Annotated in this window: 19 protein-coding genes; 1 reads left to right on the forward strand and 18 read right to left on the reverse strand. The window is 62.0% G+C overall.

The window, feature by feature from the left end; all coding sequences use genetic code 11:
- Nucleotides 1-171: 171 nt before the first annotated feature.
- From sucD to sdhC, 9 genes are all read right to left on the reverse strand, one after another.
- Nucleotides 172-1056: a succinate--CoA ligase subunit alpha gene (sucD, locus tag F3J45_RS27190; RefSeq protein ID WP_016393102.1), complete on the reverse strand. Its 885-nt coding sequence runs from the start codon at nt 1054-1056 to the stop codon at nt 172-174.
- Complete coding sequence (gene sucC, locus F3J45_RS27195) at nt 1056-2222, reverse strand: ADP-forming succinate--CoA ligase subunit beta (RefSeq protein ID WP_011534748.1); 1167 nt, start codon at nt 2220-2222, stop codon at nt 1056-1058. Before sucC ends, sucD begins: the two co-directional genes overlap by 1 nt.
- A 172-nt stretch (nt 2223-2394) precedes the next feature.
- Nucleotides 2395-3831, reverse strand: a complete 1437-nt coding sequence (lpdA, locus tag F3J45_RS27200; protein ID WP_167070325.1) for a dihydrolipoyl dehydrogenase — start codon at nt 3829-3831, stop codon at nt 2395-2397.
- A 93-nt stretch (nt 3832-3924) separates the two neighbouring features.
- Nucleotides 3925-5151 (reverse strand): 2-oxoglutarate dehydrogenase complex dihydrolipoyllysine-residue succinyltransferase, encoded by a 1227-nt coding sequence (gene odhB / locus F3J45_RS27205; RefSeq protein ID WP_167070327.1) that lies wholly within the window; start codon nt 5149-5151, stop codon nt 3925-3927.
- Nucleotides 5152-5193: 42 nt separating this feature from the next.
- Nucleotides 5194-8025, reverse strand: coding sequence for a 2-oxoglutarate dehydrogenase E1 component (locus F3J45_RS27210; RefSeq protein ID WP_167070329.1), 2832 nt, complete (start codon nt 8023-8025; stop codon nt 5194-5196).
- 246 nt (nt 8026-8271) lie between these two features.
- Entirely contained in the window at nt 8272-8976 is a 705-nt protein-coding gene (locus F3J45_RS27215; RefSeq protein WP_167070331.1) for a succinate dehydrogenase iron-sulfur subunit, read from the reverse strand.
- Nucleotides 8977-8987: 11 nt separating this feature from the next.
- On the reverse strand, nt 8988-10760 hold the full coding sequence (gene sdhA, locus F3J45_RS27220) for a succinate dehydrogenase flavoprotein subunit (RefSeq protein WP_167070333.1): 1773 nt from the start codon (nt 10758-10760) through the stop codon (nt 8988-8990).
- 3 nt (nt 10761-10763) lie between these two features.
- On the reverse strand, nt 10764-11132 hold the full coding sequence (gene sdhD / locus F3J45_RS27225; protein WP_167070335.1) for a succinate dehydrogenase, hydrophobic membrane anchor protein: 369 nt from the start codon (nt 11130-11132) through the stop codon (nt 10764-10766).
- Nucleotides 11126-11512 (reverse strand): succinate dehydrogenase, cytochrome b556 subunit, encoded by a 387-nt coding sequence (gene sdhC, locus F3J45_RS27230; protein ID WP_370526489.1) that lies wholly within the window; start codon nt 11510-11512, stop codon nt 11126-11128. Before sdhC ends, sdhD begins: the two co-directional genes overlap by 7 nt.
- A gap of 351 nt (nt 11513-11863) precedes the next feature.
- On the opposite strand from sdhC, the gene gltA reads away from it, so the two are divergent.
- Nucleotides 11864-13153 carry a citrate synthase gene (gene gltA, locus F3J45_RS27235; protein WP_167070337.1) on the forward strand — a complete coding sequence of 430 codons (1290 nt, stop codon included), beginning with the start codon at nt 11864-11866 and terminating at the stop codon, nt 13151-13153.
- Between the two features lie 159 nt (nt 13154-13312).
- Here the strand turns inward: gltA and F3J45_RS27240 are convergent, their stop codons facing one another.
- From F3J45_RS27240 to F3J45_RS27280, 9 genes are all read right to left on the reverse strand, one after another.
- The gene (locus F3J45_RS27240; RefSeq protein WP_167070339.1) at nt 13313-13918 is read right to left on the reverse strand and encodes an START domain-containing protein; all 606 of its coding nucleotides are present in this window, start codon (nt 13916-13918) and stop codon (nt 13313-13315) included.
- Between the two features lie 33 nt (nt 13919-13951).
- On the reverse strand, nt 13952-14206 hold the full coding sequence (locus F3J45_RS27245) for a YkgJ family cysteine cluster protein (protein WP_167070341.1): 255 nt from the start codon (nt 14204-14206) through the stop codon (nt 13952-13954).
- 122 nt (nt 14207-14328) lie between these two features.
- Nucleotides 14329-14805, reverse strand: a complete 477-nt coding sequence (locus tag F3J45_RS27250) for a hypothetical protein (protein WP_167070343.1) — start codon at nt 14803-14805, stop codon at nt 14329-14331.
- A gap of 65 nt (nt 14806-14870) precedes the next feature.
- Nucleotides 14871-16313, reverse strand: coding sequence for a PLP-dependent aminotransferase family protein (locus F3J45_RS27255; RefSeq protein ID WP_167070345.1), 1443 nt, complete (start codon nt 16311-16313; stop codon nt 14871-14873).
- Nucleotides 16314-16539: 226 nt separating this feature from the next.
- A complete protein-coding gene (locus F3J45_RS27260; protein WP_167070348.1) occupies nt 16540-17352 on the reverse strand; it encodes an OmpA family protein in 813 nt (270 codons plus the stop codon).
- Nucleotides 17349-17702, reverse strand: a complete 354-nt coding sequence (locus tag F3J45_RS27265) for a DUF4398 domain-containing protein (RefSeq protein WP_167070350.1) — start codon at nt 17700-17702, stop codon at nt 17349-17351. Before F3J45_RS27265 ends, F3J45_RS27260 begins: the two co-directional genes overlap by 4 nt.
- Before the next feature lie 9 nt (nt 17703-17711).
- Nucleotides 17712-18518 carry an ABC transporter substrate-binding protein gene (locus tag F3J45_RS27270; RefSeq protein WP_167070352.1) on the reverse strand — a complete coding sequence of 269 codons (807 nt, stop codon included), beginning with the start codon at nt 18516-18518 and terminating at the stop codon, nt 17712-17714.
- A 186-nt stretch (nt 18519-18704) separates the two neighbouring features.
- Nucleotides 18705-19634 (reverse strand): electron transfer flavoprotein subunit alpha/FixB family protein, encoded by a 930-nt coding sequence (locus F3J45_RS27275; RefSeq protein ID WP_167070354.1) that lies wholly within the window; start codon nt 19632-19634, stop codon nt 18705-18707.
- Entirely contained in the window at nt 19635-20384 is a 750-nt protein-coding gene (locus F3J45_RS27280) for an electron transfer flavoprotein subunit beta/FixA family protein (RefSeq protein ID WP_167070356.1), read from the reverse strand. It abuts the gene before it with no gap.
- Nucleotides 20385-20533 lie beyond the last annotated feature (149 nt).

Genomic DNA, 20533 nt, shown 5'->3' on the forward strand with positions numbered 1-20533 from the left:
TCTGGCTAACACTTCCCCTTGCCGGGTGTGTAGAGGACTTGCACCTCCAAGTCTCCTGCTTTGGCCACCACAGCCAAGCAGGTTGCGCTAACGCGCAACGCGCCATGCCTGGCGCACAACGACAAAGGCCACCCGAAGGTGGCCTCTGTGCGCGTGGGGGGTGTCGCTAAATTACTTCTTGGCTTCCCAGCCAGTCAGCTCGGCCAGGGCCTTACCGATGTCAGCCAGGGAACGCACGGTCTTCACACCGGCGTCCTGCAGCGCAGCGAACTTCTCGTCCGCAGTGCCTTTGCCGCCGGAGATGATGGCGCCAGCGTGGCCCATGCGCTTGCCCGCAGGTGCGGTAACACCAGCGATGTAGGAAACCACTGGCTTGGTCACGTTAGCCTTGATGTAGGCTGCCGCTTCTTCTTCAGCCGAACCGCCGATCTCACCGATCATGACGATCGCTTCGGTCTTCGGGTCTTCCTGGAACAGCTTCAGGATGTCGATGAAGTTGGAGCCTGGGATCGGGTCGCCACCGATGCCCACGCAGGTCGACTGGCCGAAGCCGGCGTCGGTGGTCTGCTTGACCGCTTCGTAGGTCAGGGTGCCGGAACGCGAAACGATACCGACCTTGCCTGGCAGGTGGATGTGGCCTGGCATGATGCCGATCTTGCACTCGCCCGGGGTGATGACACCTGGGCAGTTAGGGCCGATCAGGGTCACGCCCAGCTCGTCGCACTTGACCTTGGCATCCAGCATGTCCAGGGTAGGAATGCCTTCGGTGATGCAGACGATCAGCTTGATGCCGCCGAAGGCCGCTTCCAGGATCGAGTCCTTGCAGAAAGGAGCCGGAACGTAGATGACCGAAGCGTCAGCGCCGGTAGCTTCCACGGCTTCCTTGACAGTGTTGAACACTGGCAGGCCCAGGTGGGTGGTGCCACCCTTGCCCGGGGTTACGCCGCCGACCATCTTGGTGCCGTAGGCGATGGCTTGTTCGGAGTGGAAAGTACCCTGCGAGCCGGTGAAGCCCTGGCAGATGACTTTGGTATCTTTATTGATCAGAACGCTCATTACTTGCCCTCCGCAGCTTTGACAACTTGTTGAGCAGCGTCGGTCAGGCTGGTGGCCGCAATGATGTTCAAACCGCTTTCTGCCAGTACTTTAGCGCCCAGTTCGGCGTTGTTGCCTTCGAGGCGAACCACAACCGGAACTTTAACGCCGACTTCTTTCACTGCACCGATGATGCCTTCGGCAATCATGTCGCAGCGAACGATGCCGCCGAAGATGTTAACCAGAACGGCCGCGACATTGCTGTCGGACAGAATGATCTTGAACGCTTCGGTAACGCGCTCTTTGGTAGCACCGCCGCCCACGTCGAGGAAGTTGGCTGGCTTGCCGCCGTGCAGGTTGACGATGTCCATGGTACCCATGGCCAGGCCGGCACCGTTGACCATGCAGCCGATGTTGCCTTCCAGGGCAACGTAGTTCAGTTCGAACTTGGCAGCGTGGGCTTCACGGGCGTCGTCCTGCGACGGGTCGTGGAAGGTTTTCAGCTTAGGCTGACGGTACATGGCGTTGGCGTCGATGTTGATCTTGGCATCGAGGCAGTGCAGGTCGCCATCGGCCTTGATCACCAGCGGGTTCACTTCCAGCAGGGCCAGGTCGTGATCCTTGAACAGCTTGGCCAGGCCAACGAAGATCTTGGCGAACTGTTGAACTTGCTTGCCTTCCAGGCCCAGCTGGAACGCCAGCTCACGGCCCTGGAACGGCTGAGCGCCGACCAGCGGGTCGATGGTGGCCTTGAGGATCTTCTCAGGTGTTTCGTGAGCGACTTTCTCGATGTCCACGCCACCTTCGGTGGAGGCCATGAACACGATACGGCGGCTCGAGCGGTCCACTACAGCGCCCAGGTACAGCTCTTTGGCGATGTCAGTGCAGGATTCGACCAGAATCTTGGAGACGGGTTGACCGTTGGCATCAGTCTGGTAGGTAACCAGATTCTTGCCCAACCACTGTGCAGCGAACGCCTTGGCGTCTTCCTTGCTGCGAACCAGCTTGACGCCGCCCGCTTTGCCGCGACCACCGGCGTGAACCTGGGCTTTGACAACCCACTCGGAACCGCCAATCTTGTCGCAGGCTTCTGCAGCTTGCTCAGGGGTATCGACTGCGAAACCCTTGGAAACTGGCAGGCCGTATTCAGCGAACAGCTGCTTACCCTGATACTCGTGAAGATTCATGCTTTTTACCGTCTTCGTTAGGTACTGCGCTTCGGCGCTGCGCCATTGCTGGCGCCGCACCACCTGTGACCGTTAACCCCGGGTTATCCCATGTGGTTCAGTCCGGCGGACGTTCCGCGGTGAGTCATGCACGCAAGACTCACGACGGGCAGCCCGCCGTGGTTTCTTATAATTAACGCTTCTTACGGTTGGCTACGTGAATGGCGCCGCCATTCACTGCCAGCGCTGCTTCATGCAGCGCTTCGGACAGGGTTGGATGGCTGAAGACCATCATGCCCAGATCCTCGGCACTGGTGCCGAATTCCATTGCGATTGCGCCCTGCTGTACCAGTTCGGCAGCGGACGGGCCAATCACGTGCACACCCAGGACGCGGTCGGTCTTGGCGTCGGCGATGACCTTGACGAAACCACCGGTGTCGTTGGCTGCCATCGCACGGCCGCTGGCCGCGAACGGGAAGGTGCCTACGTTAACCTCAACACCCTCGGCCTTCAAGGCTTGTTCGGTCTTGCCGACCCAAGCGATTTCCGGGTGGGTGTAGATAACCGATGGGATCAGGTCGTAGTTCATCTGGGCCTTGTGGCCCTTGATGCGCTCGACGACCATAATGCCCTCTTCCGAGGCCTTGTGGGCCAGCATCATGCCGCGTACCACGTCGCCGATGGCGTACACGCCCGGCACGCTGGTGGCGCAGTAGTCATCAACGAAGATGTAGCCACGTTCGTCGATGTTCACGCCGCTGTCGGCAGCCAGCAGGTCGGTGGTCACCGGGCGACGGCCAACCGCGACGATCAGCTTGTCGAAGGTGATCTTCTGCTCGCCTTCGGCGTTGGTGTAGGTCACTTCGACTTCGTTGCCGTTGACTTTCGAGCCCGTGACGCGCGCGCCCAGCTTGATGTCCAGGCCTTGCTTGGTCAGGGTCTTCTGGGCTTCTTTCGACACCGCGGTGTCGGCAGCCATCAGGAAGGTGTCCAGGGCTTCCAGGACGGTGACTTCAGCACCCAGGCGAGCCCATACCGAGCCCAGTTCCAGGCCGATCACGCCAGCGCCGATCACGCCCAGGCGCTTGGGTACCGATTGGAATTCCAGGGCGCCAGTGGAGTCGACGATGACGTTCTGGTCGACCGGAGCCGGCGGAATGTCGATTGGGCGCGAGCCGGAAGCCAGGATCACGTTCTCGGCTTCGATGACTTCGGTGGTGCCGTCAGCCTTGGTGACTTCGACTTTCTTGCCAGCCAGCAGCTTGCCGTGGCCCTGGATCGAGGTCACGCCGTTGGCCTTGAACAGGGTGGCAACGCCACCGGTCAGGTTCTTGACGATGCCAGCCTTGCGGCCAACCATCGCGGCCACGTCCATTTTCACTTCGCCAGTGGAAATGCCGTGGACGTTGAAGCTCTCTTTGGCTTCCTTGTACTTCCAGGAGCTGTCCAGCAGCGCCTTGGAGGGGATGCAACCTACGTTCAGGCAGGTGCCGCCCAGGGCCAGCTTGCCCTCGGCGTCGGTGTACTTCTCGATACAGGCAGTCTTCAGACCAAGTTGTGCGGCCTTGATGGCAGCCACATAGCCGCCAGGACCTGCACCAATTACCACTACGTCGAATTTCTGGGTCATAAAAGATTCCTTATCAGCTACAAGCTACAAGCCGCGGACCGCGCGGCATGGCTTCTCGCGAAGCCAGGCCCGGCACGGTACGCAGCCAGAGGGTTAGATGTCCAGCAGCAGGCGAGACGGATCTTCCAGCAGGTTCTTGATGGTGACCAGGAAGGTTACCGCTTCCTTGCCATCGATCAGGCGGTGATCGTACGACAGCGCCAGGTACATCATCGGGCGAATCACCACTTGGCCATTGATGGCCATCGGGCGCTGGATGATGTTGTGCATGCCGAGGATCGCGGCCTGCGGCGGGTTGACGATCGGGGTCGACATCATCGAACCGAAGGTGCCGCCGTTGGTGATGGTGAAGGTGCCACCGGTCATCTCTTCGATGGCCAGCTTGCCGTCACGGGCCTTCTTGCCGAAGGTGGCGATGCCGTTCTCGATTTCAGCCAGGCTCATCGACTCGGCGTTACGCAGAACCGGAACCACCAGGCCACGGTCGCTGGACACGGCAACGCCGACGTCGGCATAGCCGTGGTAGACGATGTCGTTGCCGTCGATCGAGGCGTTGACCGCCGGGAAGCGCTTCAGGGCTTCGGTGGCAGCCTTGACGAAGAACGACATGAAGCCCAGGCGTACGCCGTTGTGGGTCTTCTCGAACAGGTCCTTGTACTTCGAACGCAGGGCCATGACTTCGGTCATGTCCACTTCGTTGAAGGTGGTCAGCATGGCCATGTTCGACTGGGCTTCGACCAGGCGCTCGGCGATCTTGGCGCGCAGGCGGGTCATCGGCACGCGCTTCTCGGTGCGGTCGCCGGCGGCGACCACAACTGGGGCAGCAGCAGCGGCAGCGGCAGCGGCAGGCTTGGCAACCGGTGCAGGCGCCGACTTCTTGTTGGCGACGGCAGCGACGACGTCTTCCTTGGTGATGCGACCGCCCTTGCCGGTGCCGGCAACGGTGGCCAGGTCGATGCCGTTTTCCTCAGCCAGCTTGCGTGCGGCTGGGGCAGCGACCGGGTCGTCTTCGCCAGCGTCGGCGGCAGCGGCAGCCGGGGCAGCAGCGGCCGGTGCGGCGGCAGGGGCAGCAGCGGCAGCGCCACCTTCAACGATCGAGCCCAGTACTTCGTCGGACAGGACGGTGTCGCCCTCGCCCTTGACGATCGCACCCAGCACGCCGTCGGCAGTGGCCAGCACTTCCAGGACGACCTTGTCGGTTTCGATGTCGACGATCAGCTCGTCACGCTTGACGGCTTCGCCCGGCTGCTTGTGCCAGGTGGCAACGGTGCCGTCGGCAACCGATTCCGGGAAGGTTGGGGCTTTGATCTCGATAGCCATTATCTGTGTTTCCTTAAATTCGGTTTCAGGTGCGCGAAGGCGTTAGACAGTGAAGGCGTCTTGCAGCAGTTTTTCCTGCTGTTCGGCGTGCTTCGAAGCGTAACCACAAGCGGGCGCGGCAGATGCGTCGCGGCCGGCGTATTCCAGGACCAGCGCCTTGTTGTGGCGGCCCAGGATACGGCGCATGTGGTGCTGGCTGCTGTACCAGGCGCCCTGGTTCATCGGTTCTTCCTGGCACCATACGGCGTGCTTGAGGTTGCTGTATTGCGCCAGGATTTCGACCAGGTCGTCTTCCGGGAACGGGTACAGCTGCTCCAGACGCAGGATCGCGATGTCTTCGCGGCCTTCGGCACGGCGTTTTTCCAGCAGGTCGTAGTAGACCTTGCCGCTGCACAGGACCAGGCGCTCGACCTTGGCCGGATCGATCGCGTCGATTTCCGGGATCACGGTCTGGAACGAGCCTTCTGCCAGGTCTTCCAGGGTCGAGATGGCCAGCTTGTGGCGCAGCAGCGACTTGGGCGTCAGCACGATCAGCGGCTTGCGCAGCGGACGAATGACCTGACGACGCAGCAGGTGGTAGATCTGTGCCGGGGTGGTCGGTACGCAGACCTGGATGTTGTGCTCGGCGCACAGCTGCAGGTAACGCTCCAGGCGCGCGGAGGAGTGCTCCGGCCCCTGCCCTTCATAGCCGTGTGGCAGCAGCATGGTCAGACCGCACAGGCGGCCCCACTTGTGCTCGCCGCTGGTGATGAACTGGTCGATCACCACTTGCGCACCGTTGGCGAAGTCGCCGAACTGGGCTTCCCAGATCACCAGCGCGTTCGGCGTGGTGGTGGAGTAGCCGTATTCGAAGGCCAGTACCGCTTCTTCCGAAAGGAAGGAGTCGTACAGTTCGAACTTCGGCTGGCCCGGGAACAGGTTCTTCAGCGGTACGTAGGTGCTGGCGTCCTTCTGGTTGTGCAGCACCGCGTGACGGTGCGAGAAGGTGCCACGGCCGATGTCCTGGCCGGTCATGCGGATCGGGTGACCTTCGAACTGCAGGGTGGCGTAGGCCATGGTTTCTGCATAACCCCAGTTGATCGGCAAGCCACCGGCTTGCATCTTCTGGCGATCTTCGTAGATCTTCGCGACCTGGCGCTGAACGACGAAGCCTTCCGGCAGCTCCAGCAGCTTGGCCGACAGGTCTTGCAGGGTCTTGAGGTCGAAGCGGGTGTCGTGACGCGCGGTCCAGGCATGGCCCAGGTACGGACGCCAGTCGACGAACAGCTCGCGGTTCGGCTCCTTGACCAGGCTTTTCACCACGTGCAGGCCGTTGTCCAACGCGTTGCGGTACTCGTCGATCTTGGCCTGGGCGCGCTCGGCATCGATGCGGCCAGCCTGGATCAGCGACTCGGCGTACAGCTCGCGGGTAGTGCGCTGCTTGGTGATCTGCTGGTACATCAGCGGCTGGGTGCCGTTCGGCTCGTCGGCCTCGTTGTGGCCGCGGCGACGGTAGCAGACCAGGTCGATGACCACGTCACGCTTGAACTGCATGCGGTAGTCGACGGCCAGCTGGGTCACGAACAGCACGGCTTCCGGGTCGTCGCCGTTGACGTGCAGGATCGGCGCCTGAATCATCTTGGCAACGTCGGTGGCGTACTCGGTGGAGCGCGAGTCCAGCGGGTTGCTGATGGTGAAACCGACCTGGTTGTTGATCACGATGTGCACGGTGCCGCCGGTCTTGAAACCGCGGGTCTGCGACATCTGGAAGGTTTCCATGACCACGCCCTGGCCGGCGAAGGCTGCGTCGCCGTGGATCGAGATCGGCAGCACCTTGTCGCCAACGGTGTCGTTGCGACGGTCCTGGCGGGCACGAACCGAGCCTTCCACCACTGGCGAGACGATTTCCAGGTGGGAGGGGTTGAATGCCATGGCCAGGTGAACTTCGCCACCGGAGGTCATCACGTTGGAGGAGAAGCCCTGGTGATACTTCACGTCACCGGAGCCCAGCTCGTTCATCTTCTTGCCTTCGAACTCGTCGAACAGCTCGCGCGGGCTCTTGCCGAAGGTGTTGACGAGCACGTTCAGGCGGCCACGGTGGGCCATGCCGATCACGACTTCCTTGGTGCCGTAGGAGCCCGAGCGCTGGATCATTTCGTCCAGCATCGGGATCAGGCTTTCGCCACCTTCCAGGCCGAAGCGCTTGGTGCCCGGGTACTTGGTGCCCAGGTATTTTTCCAGGCCTTCACCGGCGGTCACGCGCTCAAGCAGGTGAGCCTGCACGTCGACGGAGAATTCCGGACGGCCACGCACGCTCTCCAGACGCTGCTGGAACCAGCTGCGCTGCTCGGAATCGACGATGTGGGTGAACTCGGCACCAATGGTGCGACAATATGTCTTCTGGAGTGCCTCTACGATCTCGCGTAGGCTCGCCTCCTCTTTGCCGATGAACAGGTCGCCGGCACGGAAGGTCGTATCAAGATCGGCATTGGTCAAGCCGTAGTGATTGATCGACAGGTCTACAGGCGCAGGTCGCTGCCACAACCCCAACGGGTCGAGCTTGGCAGCCTGATGGCCGCGCATACGATAGGCCTGGATCAGTCGCAGAACTTCAACCTGCTTCTTCTCGTGTTCTGTGCTCACGCTCCCGGCGGACACCGGTTGGGCGCGGCGCTGGTTCTTTGCCAGCAATACGAAATGGTCGCGGATCGTCGAGTGCGATACATCGGTAGCGGTGCTGCCGTCGGCGGGCAACTTCTGGAAGTAAGTGCGCCACTCTTCTGGCACAGCGTTAGGGTCGTGCAGGTAGAGCTCGTAGAGCTCTTCCACATATGCAGCGTTACCACCTGAAAGGTGGGCGCTTTCCCACATGCGCTGCATCACGCTTTCTTGCATGCTTGGTCACCCTCGGTTAGGGGACTGATCGGCGAGAGCCACAGCAAACCTGGAAAAGTCCGAATAAAGCGACTGAACCACGCCACTTGGATCCTGCTGATTTTCCGGGTACCAGCCCGGAAAGCCCCTGCTGGTCTCATATCTTCATAGGTATCGAGCGCGGGCTTTGTGGGCCCTTGCCCAGGTTTTACCTCAGTGCGGGCTCACCACCCGCACCTCGGCTTACTGCAGGTACAACACTTTGTATCAGGTGCCGCTTTGCAGCAGCATGTTACGTACGTGACCGATTGCCTTGGTTGGGTTCAGACCCTTCGGGCAAACGTTGACGCAGTTCATGATCCCGCGGCAGCGGAATACGCTGAACGGGTCATCCAGGGACGCCAGGCGCTCCTGGGTCTTGGTGTCACGGCTGTCGGCCAGGAAGCGATAGGCCTGCAGCAGGGCCGCTGGGCCCAGGAACTTGTCAGGGTTCCACCAGAACGATGGGCAGGACGTCGAGCAGCAGGCGCACAGGATGCACTCGTACAGGCCGTCCAGCTTGTCACGGTCTTCCGGCGATTGCAGGCGCTCGATGGCCGGGGCCGGGGTGTCGTTCTGCAGGAATGGCTTCACCTTCTCGTACTGCTTGTAGAAGATGCTCATGTCGACCACCAGGTCACGAATGACCGGCAGGCCTGGCAGCGGACGCAGCACCAGCTTGCCCTTCTTCACCACACCCGACAGCGGGGTGATGCAGGCCAGGCCGTTCTTGCCGTTCATGTTCATGCCGTCGGAACCGCAAACGCCTTCACGGCAGGAGCGACGGTACGAGAAACCTTCGTCCTTTTCCTTGATCAGTGCCAATACATCCAGCACCATCAGGTCCTTGCCGCCGGTATCGACGTCGAACGACTCCATTTTGGGGGCCGAATCGGTGTCCGGGTTGTAACGATAAACTTCGACTTTCAACATAGCAGCCACCCTTAGTAAGTCCGGACTTTTGGTTCGAAGGCAGGAACTGTCTTCGGCGCAAAGTTGACGCCGCGCTTGGCAACGCGCTTCTCACCCGGGTAGTACAGGGTGTGGCACAGCCAGTTTTCGTCGTCACGGTCTTCGAAGTCTTCACGGGCGTGGGCGCCGCGGGACTCTTTACGGGCTTCGGCCGCGATGGCGGTAGCTTCGGCGACTTCCAGCAGGTTCTGCAGCTCCAGCGCTTCGATACGCGCGGTGTTGAAGGCCTGGGACTTGTCGTTGATCTTGACGTTGGCGATGCGGTCACGCAGGCCGGCCAGTTGCTCGATACCCTTCTGCATGTATTCGCCAGTACGGAATACACCGAAGTAGTTCTGCATGCAGCTTTGCAGCTCACGCTTGAGGCTGGCAACGTCTTCGCCGGAAGTGCGCTCGTTGAGCTTGTTCAGGCGGTTCAGGGCAACATCGACGTCGGTGTCGCTGGCGTCGCGGTATTCCACGCCTTCGGACAGCGCCTTCTCCAGGTGCAGGCCGGCAGCACGGCCGAACACCACCAGGTCGAGCAGCGAGTTGCCGCCCAGGCGGTTGGCACCGTGAACCGATACGCACGCCACTTCACCTACGGCGAACAGGCCTGGGATGATGTGGTCGTTGCCTTCGGCGTCCATGGTGATGGCCTGGCCGTGGATGTTGGTGGCAACGCCGCCCATCATGTAGTGGCAGGTTGGAACGACCGGCACCGGCGCGACCACTGGGTCGACGTGGGCGAAGGTCTTGGACAGTTCGCAGATACCTGGCAGGCGGCTGTGCAGCACTTCCTCGCCCAGGTGGTCCAGCTTCAGCAGTACGTGGTCCTTGTTCGGGCCCACGCCGTTGCCAGCGATGATTTCCTTGACCATGGAACGGGCAACCACGTCGCGGCCGGCCAGGTCTTTCGCGTTCGGCGCGTAACGCTCCATGAAGCGCTCGCCGTGGGCGTTGATCAGGTAACCACCTTCACCGCGGCAGCCTTCGGTAACCAGTACGCCGGCGCCGGCGATGCCGGTTGGGTGGAACTGCCACATCTCGATGTCTTGCACCGGCACGCCTGCACGCAGGGCCATGCCGATACCGTCACCGGTGTTGATCAGGGCGTTGGTGGTGGAGGCGTAGATACGGCCGGCACCGCCCGTGGCCAGTACGGTGGCCTTGGACTTGATGTACAGGGTTTCGCCGGTTTCGATGCAGATCGCGATCACACCTACGAATGCGCCGTCCTGGTTCTTCACCAGGTCAACGGCATAGTATTCGTTGAGGAAGGTGGTGCCGGCTTTCAGGTTGCCCTGGTACAGGGTGTGCAGCAGCGCGTGACCGGTACGGTCGGAAGCGGCGCAGGTACGGGCGGCCTGGCCACCTTTACCGAAGTCCTTGGACTGGCCGCCGAACGGACGCTGGTAGATACGACCGGTTTCGGTACGCGAGAACGGCAGGCCCATGTGGTCCAGCTCGAAGACCGCAGCCGGGCCTTCCTGACACATGTATTCGATAGCGTCCTGGTCACCGATGTAGTCGGAACCCTTGACGGTATCGTACATGTGCCAGCGCCAGTCGTCGTTCGGGTCGGCCGAAGCGATGGCGCAGGTGATGCCACCCTGGGCCGATACGGTGTGCGAACGGGTCGGGAACACCTTGGTGACCACGGCAGTCTTGTGACCGCCTTGTGCCAGCTGCAGCGCAGCGCGCATGCCGGCGCCGCCGCCACCGATGATGATGGCGTCGAAGGAAATGGTTGGAATGCTAGCCATGGATCAGATACCCCAGAGAATCTGCACACCCCAGACGAAGTAAGCGAACATCGCAACGCCGCATACCGCCTGGAACAGGAAACGAATCGCAGTTGCCGACTTGCCCAGCGCCATTGGCGTCAGGTAGTCGGTAGCAATGGTCCACATGCCGACCCAGGCGTGGGCGCCCAGGGCAACCAGGGCCAGCAAGCTGAAGATTCGCATCGCGTTGTGGGAGAACAGACCGTGCCACTGGGCATAGTCGATACCTGGGTGAACGGCGAGGTAGCCGATCAGGAAAATGAAGTAAGCCGCGAGAACGACCGCAGAGACGCGTTGCGCCATCCAGTCATAGAGGCCCGAACGCGAAAGGTTCGTGACGTTAGTTACCATATCCAAACTCCTGCCAGCACGATAACCACAACGGAAACAGCGATGATGATTTTCGAGCCCAGTCTTCCGCCTTCCAGCGTCTCGCCGATGCCCATGTCCATGATCAGGTGGCGCACGCCAGCGACCAGGTGATACAGCAGGGCAGACAGCAGAGCCCACGCAACGAACTTGGCCAGGGGGCTGGTCAAGCACGCCTTCACCTCACCGTAACCTTCCTCCGAACCCAGGGACTTGCTCAATGCGTAAAGCATGATAGCCAGGCCGAGGAAGAGAATGATGCCGGATACACGGTGGAGGAATGACGTTACGCCGGTAATGGGGAGTTTGATGGTCCTTAGGTCTAGGTTTACAGGTCGTTGGCTTTTCACGGCTTTTTTCACACTGAAGAGCCCCTAGCGAATCAGGGCAAAGTTGTTGGTAAGTGTACTGGTCAGGTACCCACCACCCAGGGAACGGCGACACCCAGCAGTTCGGGCTTGCAAGCCCCTGGGAGTCGGGTGCCGAGTATAGACAGTTAGGCTGCTTATGACAACGTGACGGGGTAGCCCAAATAGCGCATTGCCTTTAGCGAGCAAAAGGCGTAAATGGGCGAGAATTCCCAGAAAAATCAGGCTTCAGGGGGGCTTTCAAGCAGCCTTTAGGCAAATTGACATTCGAATTTACTTCTCTATAGTGGTGCGGGCCCTGCGTGGGGGGCTGTCTGATGATTTCAAGCATTAATAGGAGGCCACATGGCTGACAAAAAAGCGCAGTTGGTCATCGAGGGCGCTGCCCCCGTCGAGCTGCCCATTTTAACCGGCACCGTTGGTCCTGATGTAATCGACGTCCGCGGGTTGGGGGCCACTGGTCACTTCACCTTCGACCCTGGTTTCATGGCGACCGCCTCGTGCGAGTCGAAGATCACCTACATCGATGGCGACAAGGGCGTGCTGCTGCACCGCGGCTACCCGATCGAACAGCTCGCCGAGAAGTCCGACTACCTGGAAACCTGCTACCTGCTGCTCAACGGCGAACTGCCGAACGCCGAGCAGAAGGCCCAGTTCGTCAGCACCGTGAAGAACCACACCATGGTTCACGAGCAGCTGAAGTCGTTCTTCAACGGTTTCCGCCGCGACGCTCACCCGATGGCGGTGATGTGCGGCGTGGTCGGCGCCCTGTCGGCGTTCTACCACGACTCCCTGGACATCAATAACCCGCAACACCGCGAAATTTCCGCGGTGCGCCTGGTCGCCAAGATGCCGACCCTGGCCGCGATGGTTTACAAGTACTCCATGGGCCAGCCGATGATGTACCCGCGCAACGACCTGTCGTACGCGGAAAACTTCCTGCACATGATGTTCAACACCCCGTGCGAGATCAAACCGATCAGCCCGGTGCTGGCCAAGGCGATGGACCGGATCTTCATCCTCCACGCCGACCACGAGCAGAACGCCTCCACCTCCACCGTGCGCCTGGCCGGTTCTTCGGGTGCCAACCCGTTCGCCTGTATCGCCGCTGGTATCGCCGCACTGTGGGGCCCTGCCCACGGCGGTGCGAACGAGGCCGTCCTGACCATGCTCGATGAAATCGGCGATGTCTCGAACATCGACAAGTTCATCGCCAAGGCCAAGGACAAGAACGATCCGTTCAAGCTGATGGGCTTCGGTCACCGCGTCTACAAGAACCGCGATCCGCGCGCCACGGTGATGAAGAAGACCTGCGACGAAGTGCTGGGCGAGCTGGGCATCAAGAACGATCCGCAGCTGGAACTGGCCATGCGCCTGGAAGAGATCGCCCTGACCGACCCGTACTTCATCGAGCGCTCGCTGTACCCGAACGTCGACTTCTACTCGGGCATCATCCTGAAGGCGATCGGCATTCCAACCAGCATGTTCACCGTGATCTTCGCCCTGGCACGTACCGTGGGCTGGATCTCGCACTGGAAGGAAATGCTCTCCAGCCCGTACAAGATCGGCCGCCCTCGCCAGCTGTACACCGGCGAACTGCAGCGCGACATCGTCGAGCTGAAAGACCGCAAGTAAGCGGTTTCACGCCGAACGCAAAAAGGCTGCCCTCGGGCAGCCTTTTTTTGCGCCTGGCGACGCTTCGCGAGCTACGCTCGCTCCTACAGCAAGGGTTGTGTACCTCGATAGGAGCGAGCGTAGCTCGCGATGCACCGCCAGGCGCCCATCACACGCCTATCAATTCTTCTCGGCGCGCTCACGCAACCCCTTCAGGGTATTGAACGGCGCATCCACCACGAACTTGTTGGCCACCATGGCCGGCACACTGCCCCCAGGCTCGGTGTGCACCTGGTAGGTCACCTCGGTGCTGTCGCCCTTGGGCACCAGTTTCCAGAAGCCCTCTACCTTGGCCACCCGCACGAAGCCCTTCTCTTCCGGGATATAGGTCGGCTCTTCGACCAGGTTGCGGGTCAGGCTGCCGTCAGCGCCCTTGACCGTGGTGATGTGCAGCACCGAATCGCGCGCCGTTACCGGCCACGGGGTATTGAACTGGGTGTAGGTCCAGCTCTGGTCACCCTCGTGCTTGAGCAACTTCTGCGCCTTGCACTCGTGAATCCAGGCACACGCCCCGGCCACATCCTCCTGCAGCGCCTGCACCTTGGCCAGCGGCGCCTTGATCAGGGTCACGCCACGGTAGGCCTTGTACTTGGAGCCTGCCACTTCACTGAGGGACACCTTGATGCCCTCCTCGTCCTTGGCCACCTGCCAGTTCTCGGCCCAGGCACTGGGCGCCAATACCACGCCCAGGCCACACAGCAGTGCAATACGCTTGATCGATCTCATCGTCTTGTTCCTTGTTGTCGAAGATCCAACCTGTCACGCCGCCGTCATCTGCTCCCACCAGCCCAGAATCCTGATTGCCTCGTCGCGGTCATTGCCGCAGACCTCGATGTCCGCCTTGAACCCCCCACACACCGCCGGCCGCTCGGGCTTGCCAAACAGGTCGCAGAGGTTGTCGAGGGTCAGGTGCAGGCAGCGCTCGCCCGCCGGCTTGCCCTGGGGCATGCGCGGCATCGCGGAACTGATGGACGGGGCAATGCAGCAGGCACCGCAGCCCTCACGGCAATTCATGGCTTTCAGTACTCCCAGAAGCAAAACGGGACGAACGTCCCTGGATAGTAACCGCTCAAACACACGTTTGAAATTGCTGGCCCGATGAAAACTGCCGTGACCCGGCAGTCAGTTGCGCAGGGCTAGTTGCGAAACTGAAATTCGATGGCCGCACCGTCTACTTCCCGGCGGGCATCGTTGCGCAGTTGCAGCTGCATTTCATTGCTGATCAACCGGCCATTGAGCTGGAACGGGCTGTCATCGGATTCCGGCTTGGCCGTGAACATGGCGGGCAGCAAAGGTTTGCGCCGCAGGGTAGCATCACCCACCTCGGGCTGCAGGTTCTTGACCATCTCGGTGGGCAGGCTCAGGTCCAGCTTGGCCTTGGGCAACGGCTGCGCCACCGCCTTGCTGACCGGCTTGCGCACGGGCTTGGCCTTGGCCTTTGGCTTGCTCGCCTTGGCCGGCTGCCGGGCCGCTGGCTTGGCCACGGGCTTGTGCGCCGCCTTGGGCTGCTCCGCCTTGGCCGGTGCAGGCGGCTGCGCAGCCTGCACCACGAGGCAAGGCCCGCAGAAGGCGGCAAGGCAAAACACCAGGGAAAAACGACGCAACAGGCTCATGAACACCAGAAAAGGCAGGTTGTGAAAGTGCGTATGCTCGCTGTTCCGCCCGCCGCTGGCAAGCCTTACAAAAGTGTGGGTTGTGGCTCGCGGCACAACTGTTGCGCCAGCAGCCCCAAGGTAATCACCGCGCGTTCGGCTTCCTTGTTCCACGGAATGCCGCAATTGAGCCGGATGCAGTGGTTGAATTGCTCGGTATTGCTGAAGATCAGCCCCGGGGCAATGCTGATCCCCTGCTCCAGCGCACGCACATGCAGCTCTTGGGTGTTGACCCGCCCTGGCAGGCTCACCCAGAGAATGAAGCCCCCTGTAGGCCGGGTCATCTGCGTGCCTTCCGGGAAATGTTGCTGAACCGCCAGCTGGTAGGCACTGAGGTTCTTGCGGTACTCCTGGCGGATGTAGCGCAGGTGGCGGTCGTAGCCACCGTTTTCCAGGTACGCCGCTACCCCCATCTGGGTGACGCTGCAGGCCGAATGGGTGGTGAAGGTCTGCAGCCGCTGGATCTCCTCCTGGTAGCGCCCTGCCACCATCCAGCCTACGCGCACGCCGGGGGACAGGGTTTTGGAGAAGCTCGAACAGTAGATTACCCGGTCCAGCCGATCGAAGGCCTTGAGCGCCCGGGTCTTGCCCTGCTCGAACATCAGCTCGCCGTAGATATCATCCTCGACGATCTGGATATCGAAGTCCGAGGCCAGGCGCAGCAATTGCTTCTGGCGCTCTTCGGGAATGGTGCCGCCCAGGGGGTTGCTCAGGCGCGAGGTCAGCACCAGGGCCTTGATCGACCACTGGTTGGCGGCCAACTGCAGCGCTTCGAGGCTGATGCCGGTGGACGGGTCGCTGGGGATTTCGATGACCTTCAGGCCCAGCAGGTCGGCCAACTGCAACAAGCCGTAGTAGGTGGGCGACTCTGCGGCGATCAGGTCGCCCGGGCGGGTCAGCACCCGCAGTGACATCTGCAGGGCGTCGACGCAACCATGGGTGACGATGACCTCACGCGGGTCCACCAGCACGCCGGCATCGCGCATGCGAATGGCGATCTGCCGGCGCAGCGGCTCGAACCCGGGGCTGAACATGTAGCTGAACGCACGCGGGCTGTGGAAGCGGGTCACCTTGGCGATCTGCTGGTGCAGGGCACGCACCGGCAGGTAGTCGACATGGGGCACCGCGGCGCCGAAGGGGAACACGCCGTCGCGGCGGGCTTCGGTCAGCACCTGCTGGATGATGCTGGCCCGGGTGACCAGGCCAGGGCGTTCGACCCGGGCGATATCCGGGGTTTGCGCGGTCAGGGCCGGGGTCTGGTGAACGTAGTAGCCCGACTGCGGCCGGGCGCGAATCAGGCCCTGGTCTTCGAGGTTGGCATAGGCCTGCAACACCGTGGCATGGCTAACATTGAGCTGGGCGCTCATCTTGCGCACGGAGGGTACGCGCTCGCCTGGCTGGTAGACACCACGACGGATGTCATCGGCCAGTTGCTGGGCGATGCGCTGGTACAGCAGCAGGTTGGTCATGGCGGTATCTCGACGCGCGGGCGGGCTCGTTATTCTTGTGTGACACACTGACGGTAGAGCATACCGTAACAGTTGCAAAGTGTACTGGGACAGATGGCAGGATAGTCACCAATACAGTTGTGTGACACCTGTCTAAAACATTAAGCCTATTACACCGCCCTTGGGTCCCTGTAGGAGCGGGCTTGCCCCGCGAATGGGCCGCACAGCGGCCCCGCTCGGCCCTCGATCAGCGCGCCGGCGCAAGCTTGCCCTTGTCATCGGAAAAGACGATCTCGACCCGGCGATTCTGCGCCCTGCCCCGCTCCGAAGCATTGGCCTCGATCGGGTACTGGTCGCCATAACCCTCGACCTGCAGGCGCTTTTCATCTACGCCCAGGTCGACCAGCATGTCGGCCACCGACTGGGCGCGGTCGCGCGACAGCGCCAGGTTGTCTTCAGGCGCGCCGGTGCTGTCGGTATAGCCCTCGATGCGCACCACGCGGCGCGGATTGAGCTGCAGGAACTGCACCAGCTTGAGCACCGTGCGGCTGGCCGAGTTCTTCAGGTCGGCGCTGCCGGTGTCGAACAGCACATCGCTCAGGGTCATCACCAGGCCACGGTCGGCCTGCTCCGAGGCCAGCGCGGCAATCTGGCTTTCCACCCACTTGCCTTGCTGCTGCACGCTGGCAAGCTTGGCCTCACGCAGGGCCAGCTGAAGGCGCTGGCGCTCCAGGTCGAGCTTGGCCTGACGCTCCTGGTTCAGCGCCAGCTTGGCATGCTCGCGGGCAATTTCGCTGTAGCGCTGGCTCAGGTAGGCGTAATGGCGCACGTCGGTGCCGCTGCCAATGTAGCCAGACAAGCGCTCGGCCCGCGACAGCGATTCACCGGCGCGAATCACATCGCGCGGCGCGCTGCGCAGCACATCGGCGTCGTCCTTGACCTTCTGGAAGGCCGCGGTCGCATCATCCAGCGCCTGCGAACTGCGCTGGCTGGCGCAACCTTGCAAACCTGCCGCCAACACCAGCACGGCCAACGCAGTCATGGGCTTGAAGCACTTCATGGCTGCACCTCCAGTTGCTTGTGCAGGCGCTTGACCCGCGACTGCAACACCTGTAACTGCTCTTCGCTTTTCTGGTTCAGCACCTGCGCCTCGGCCAGGCGTGCGTCCAGCTCGGCCTGCTCGGCGCGCATGCGCGCATCGCGGTAATCCTCAGTGAGCATGTTGGTCTTGGCCCGAGCGAACTTGTCTTCGGCCAGCTTGAGCGCTTCGACCTGGTCGGTGGCACCCACCGCCTTGGCCTGTTCCAGCGCCTGCTCGGAAATACGCATCTGTTCATTGGGCGCCGGGTCATTGGCGCAGCCGGCCAGGCCGAGCATGGCCACGGCAAGGATCAGTGATTGGGTTCTCACGCACTCTTCCTACTGTTTGGGGGCGCCTGCCTGCACCTGCATCTGCGCCTTCCAGCGCTCGACGTTACGTTGCAGCACGGCTTCAGACGCACCGGAGATCGGCAATTCTGTCAGCTTTTTCGCCAGTTGCCCACGCAACCACGCATCATTGCAGGCCGAATTGTGTGACAGCGCCAGGTACAGCCCCGGGCGATCAACGGGCAAGCCCCGGGCGATCAGGTGGTTGCTCATGCCCAGGCTCTGGGCCATGGCCATGCCTGAGTAACGGCCAGCGAGCACGTAGTCGACCTGGCCCAGCACCAGCTTCTGGAATGCCTGGGTCAGGTTCTGTGCCGGCACCAGCTTGAGCTGTGCCTTGGTGAACGCGCTGAAGGCTGGGGTCAGGCGGGCCTTTTCCGACAGGCTGCCCTGGTACTTGGCCAGGTCGGCCGGGCCTTCGAACGCCAGGGTTGCGTCATGGCGCGTCCACACCAGGTATTCGTTGAGTTGCAGGGCTGGGTGGATGTAGTCCAGCGCGGTCAGTTGCTCCACCAACAGCGGTGTGTCGAGCAGCACGTCCATGCGCCCGCTGCGCACCTCTTCCAGCGCCTGGTCACGGCGGCCGGCATTGAGCACTTCCACCTTCAGGCCCAGCTCGCCAGCCACCTGGCGCAGCAGGTCGACGTTGGCGCCGATCAGGTGTGCGGGGTCTTGCGGGTCTTGCCAGGAATACGGCGGGGCATCCGGGCTGCCAGTGGCGACCAGGCGCTCGCATTTACCCGCTGCCACGGCGAGGGGCGACAGCAGCGCTGCCATGCATGCCAGTACCTTGACCATCCTTTTACTCCTTAGCAGCGCCGCGCTGCGGCGCATCGCGAGCTTTGCTCGCTCCTACCGGTTGACGTGCCCCCTGTAGGAGCGAGCGCAGCTCGCGATGCGGCGCAAAACGGCGCCCTACAAACAGGCAAAAAAAACCCGGCCCCCTTGCAAGGGCCGGGCTTCTTTATAAGTGAAGCCGCCGGATCAGACCAGCTTTTCCAGCTCCGGCACCGCCTCGAACAGGTCAGCCACCAGGCCGTAGTCGGCCACCTGGAAGATCGGTGCTTCTTCGTCCTTGTTGATCGCGACGATCACCTTGGAGTCCTTCATGCCCGCCAGGTGCTGGATCGCGCCGGAGATACCGACGGCGATGTACAGCTGTGGCGCAACGATCTTGCCGGTCTGGCCGACCTGCATGTCGTTCGGCACGAAGCCTGCGTCCACCGCGGCGCGCGAGGCACCCACGGCAGCGCCGAGCTTGTCGGCCAGGCTGTACAGGTGCTTGAAGTTGTCACCGTTGCCCATGCCGCGGCCGCCGGAAACGACGATCTTGGCAGCGGTCAGCTCTGGGCGGTCGGACTTGGCCAGCTCTTCGCCAACGAAGGCCGAGATACCGGCGTTGTGCGCGGCACCGATGGCTTCCACGGCAGCCGAACCACCTTCGGCGGCCACGGCATCGAAGCCGGTGGTACGCACGGTGATGACCTTGACCGCAGCGCTCGATTGCACGGTAGCAATGGCGTTACCGGCGTAGATCGGGCGCTTGAAGGTATCGGCGGACTCGACCGAGATGATCTCGGAGATCTGGTCGACGTCCAGCAGCGCGGCAACGCGCGGCAGGATGTTCTTGCCGTTGGTGGTGGCCGGGGCCAGCACGTGGCTGTAACCCTTGGCCAGCTCGACGATCAGCGGCGCGACGTTCTCTGGGAGAACGTGGGCGTAGGCGGCGTTGTCAGCCACCAGCACCTTGGCCACGCCGGCGATCTTGGCGGCAGATTCAGCAACGCCACCGACGTTCTGGCCGGCGACCAGCACGTGCACATCACCACCGATCTTGGCGGCTGCGGCGACAGTGTTCAGGGTGGCCGGGGCTACGGCACCGGCTTCGTATTCAGCGACAACCAGGATAGTCATTTAGATTACCTTCGCTTCGTTCTTCAGCTTCTCGACCAGTTCGGCCACCGATTTGACCTTGATGCCAGCGCTGCGGGCAGCCGGGGCTTCAACCTTCAGGGTCTTGTTGGTGGAGGCGAGGGAAACGCCCAGCGCGTCTGGCGTAACGGTTTCCAGCGGCTTCTTCTTGGCCTTCATGATGTTCGGCAGCGACGCATAGCGTGGCTCGTTCAGGCGCAGGTCGGTGGTGACGATAGCCGGCAGGTTCAACGAAACAGTCTGCAGGCCGCCATCGATTTCACGGGTGACATTGAGCTTGTCGCCCGCCACTTCCACCTTGGAGGCGAAGGTGCCCTGGGCGTAGCCGGTCAGCGCAGCCAGCATCTGGCCGGTCTGGTTGTTGTCACTGTCGATGGCCTGCTTGCCAAGGATCACCAGCTGCGGCTGCTCCTTGTCGACAACGGCTTTCAACGCCTTGGCCACGGCCAGGGAGTTCAGCTCGTCAGCGGCTTCGACCAGAATGGCGCGGTCGGCACCCAGGGCCAGGGCGGTACGCAGCTGCTCCTGGGCAGTGGTCGGGCCAACGGAAACGACGACGATCTCGCTCGCCACGCCTTTTTCCTTCAGGCGCACGGCTTCTTCGACGGCGATTTCGCAGAAGGGGTTCATGGACATCTTGACGTTTGCAAGGTCGACGCCGGAGTTGTCCGCCTTGACGCGAACCTTGACGTTGTAGTCGACCACTCGTTTGACAGCTACAAGAACCTTCATGGATTCCTCGTTACTCTCCGGTGAATAGATAGTCGCCTGGGGCAGAGCCCGGCGATGCGCGTGGGTACAAGGGCACCTCTAAAAACGTACCGGGAGGGGCAAACTTCATGGTGACCGAACAGTCCTTATCAGACCGTTGCGGCAATAAC

The sequence above is a fragment of the Pantoea sp. Ap-967 genome, from assembly GCF_011752565.1.
Lineage (GTDB): Bacteria > Pseudomonadota > Gammaproteobacteria > Pseudomonadales > Pseudomonadaceae > Aquipseudomonas.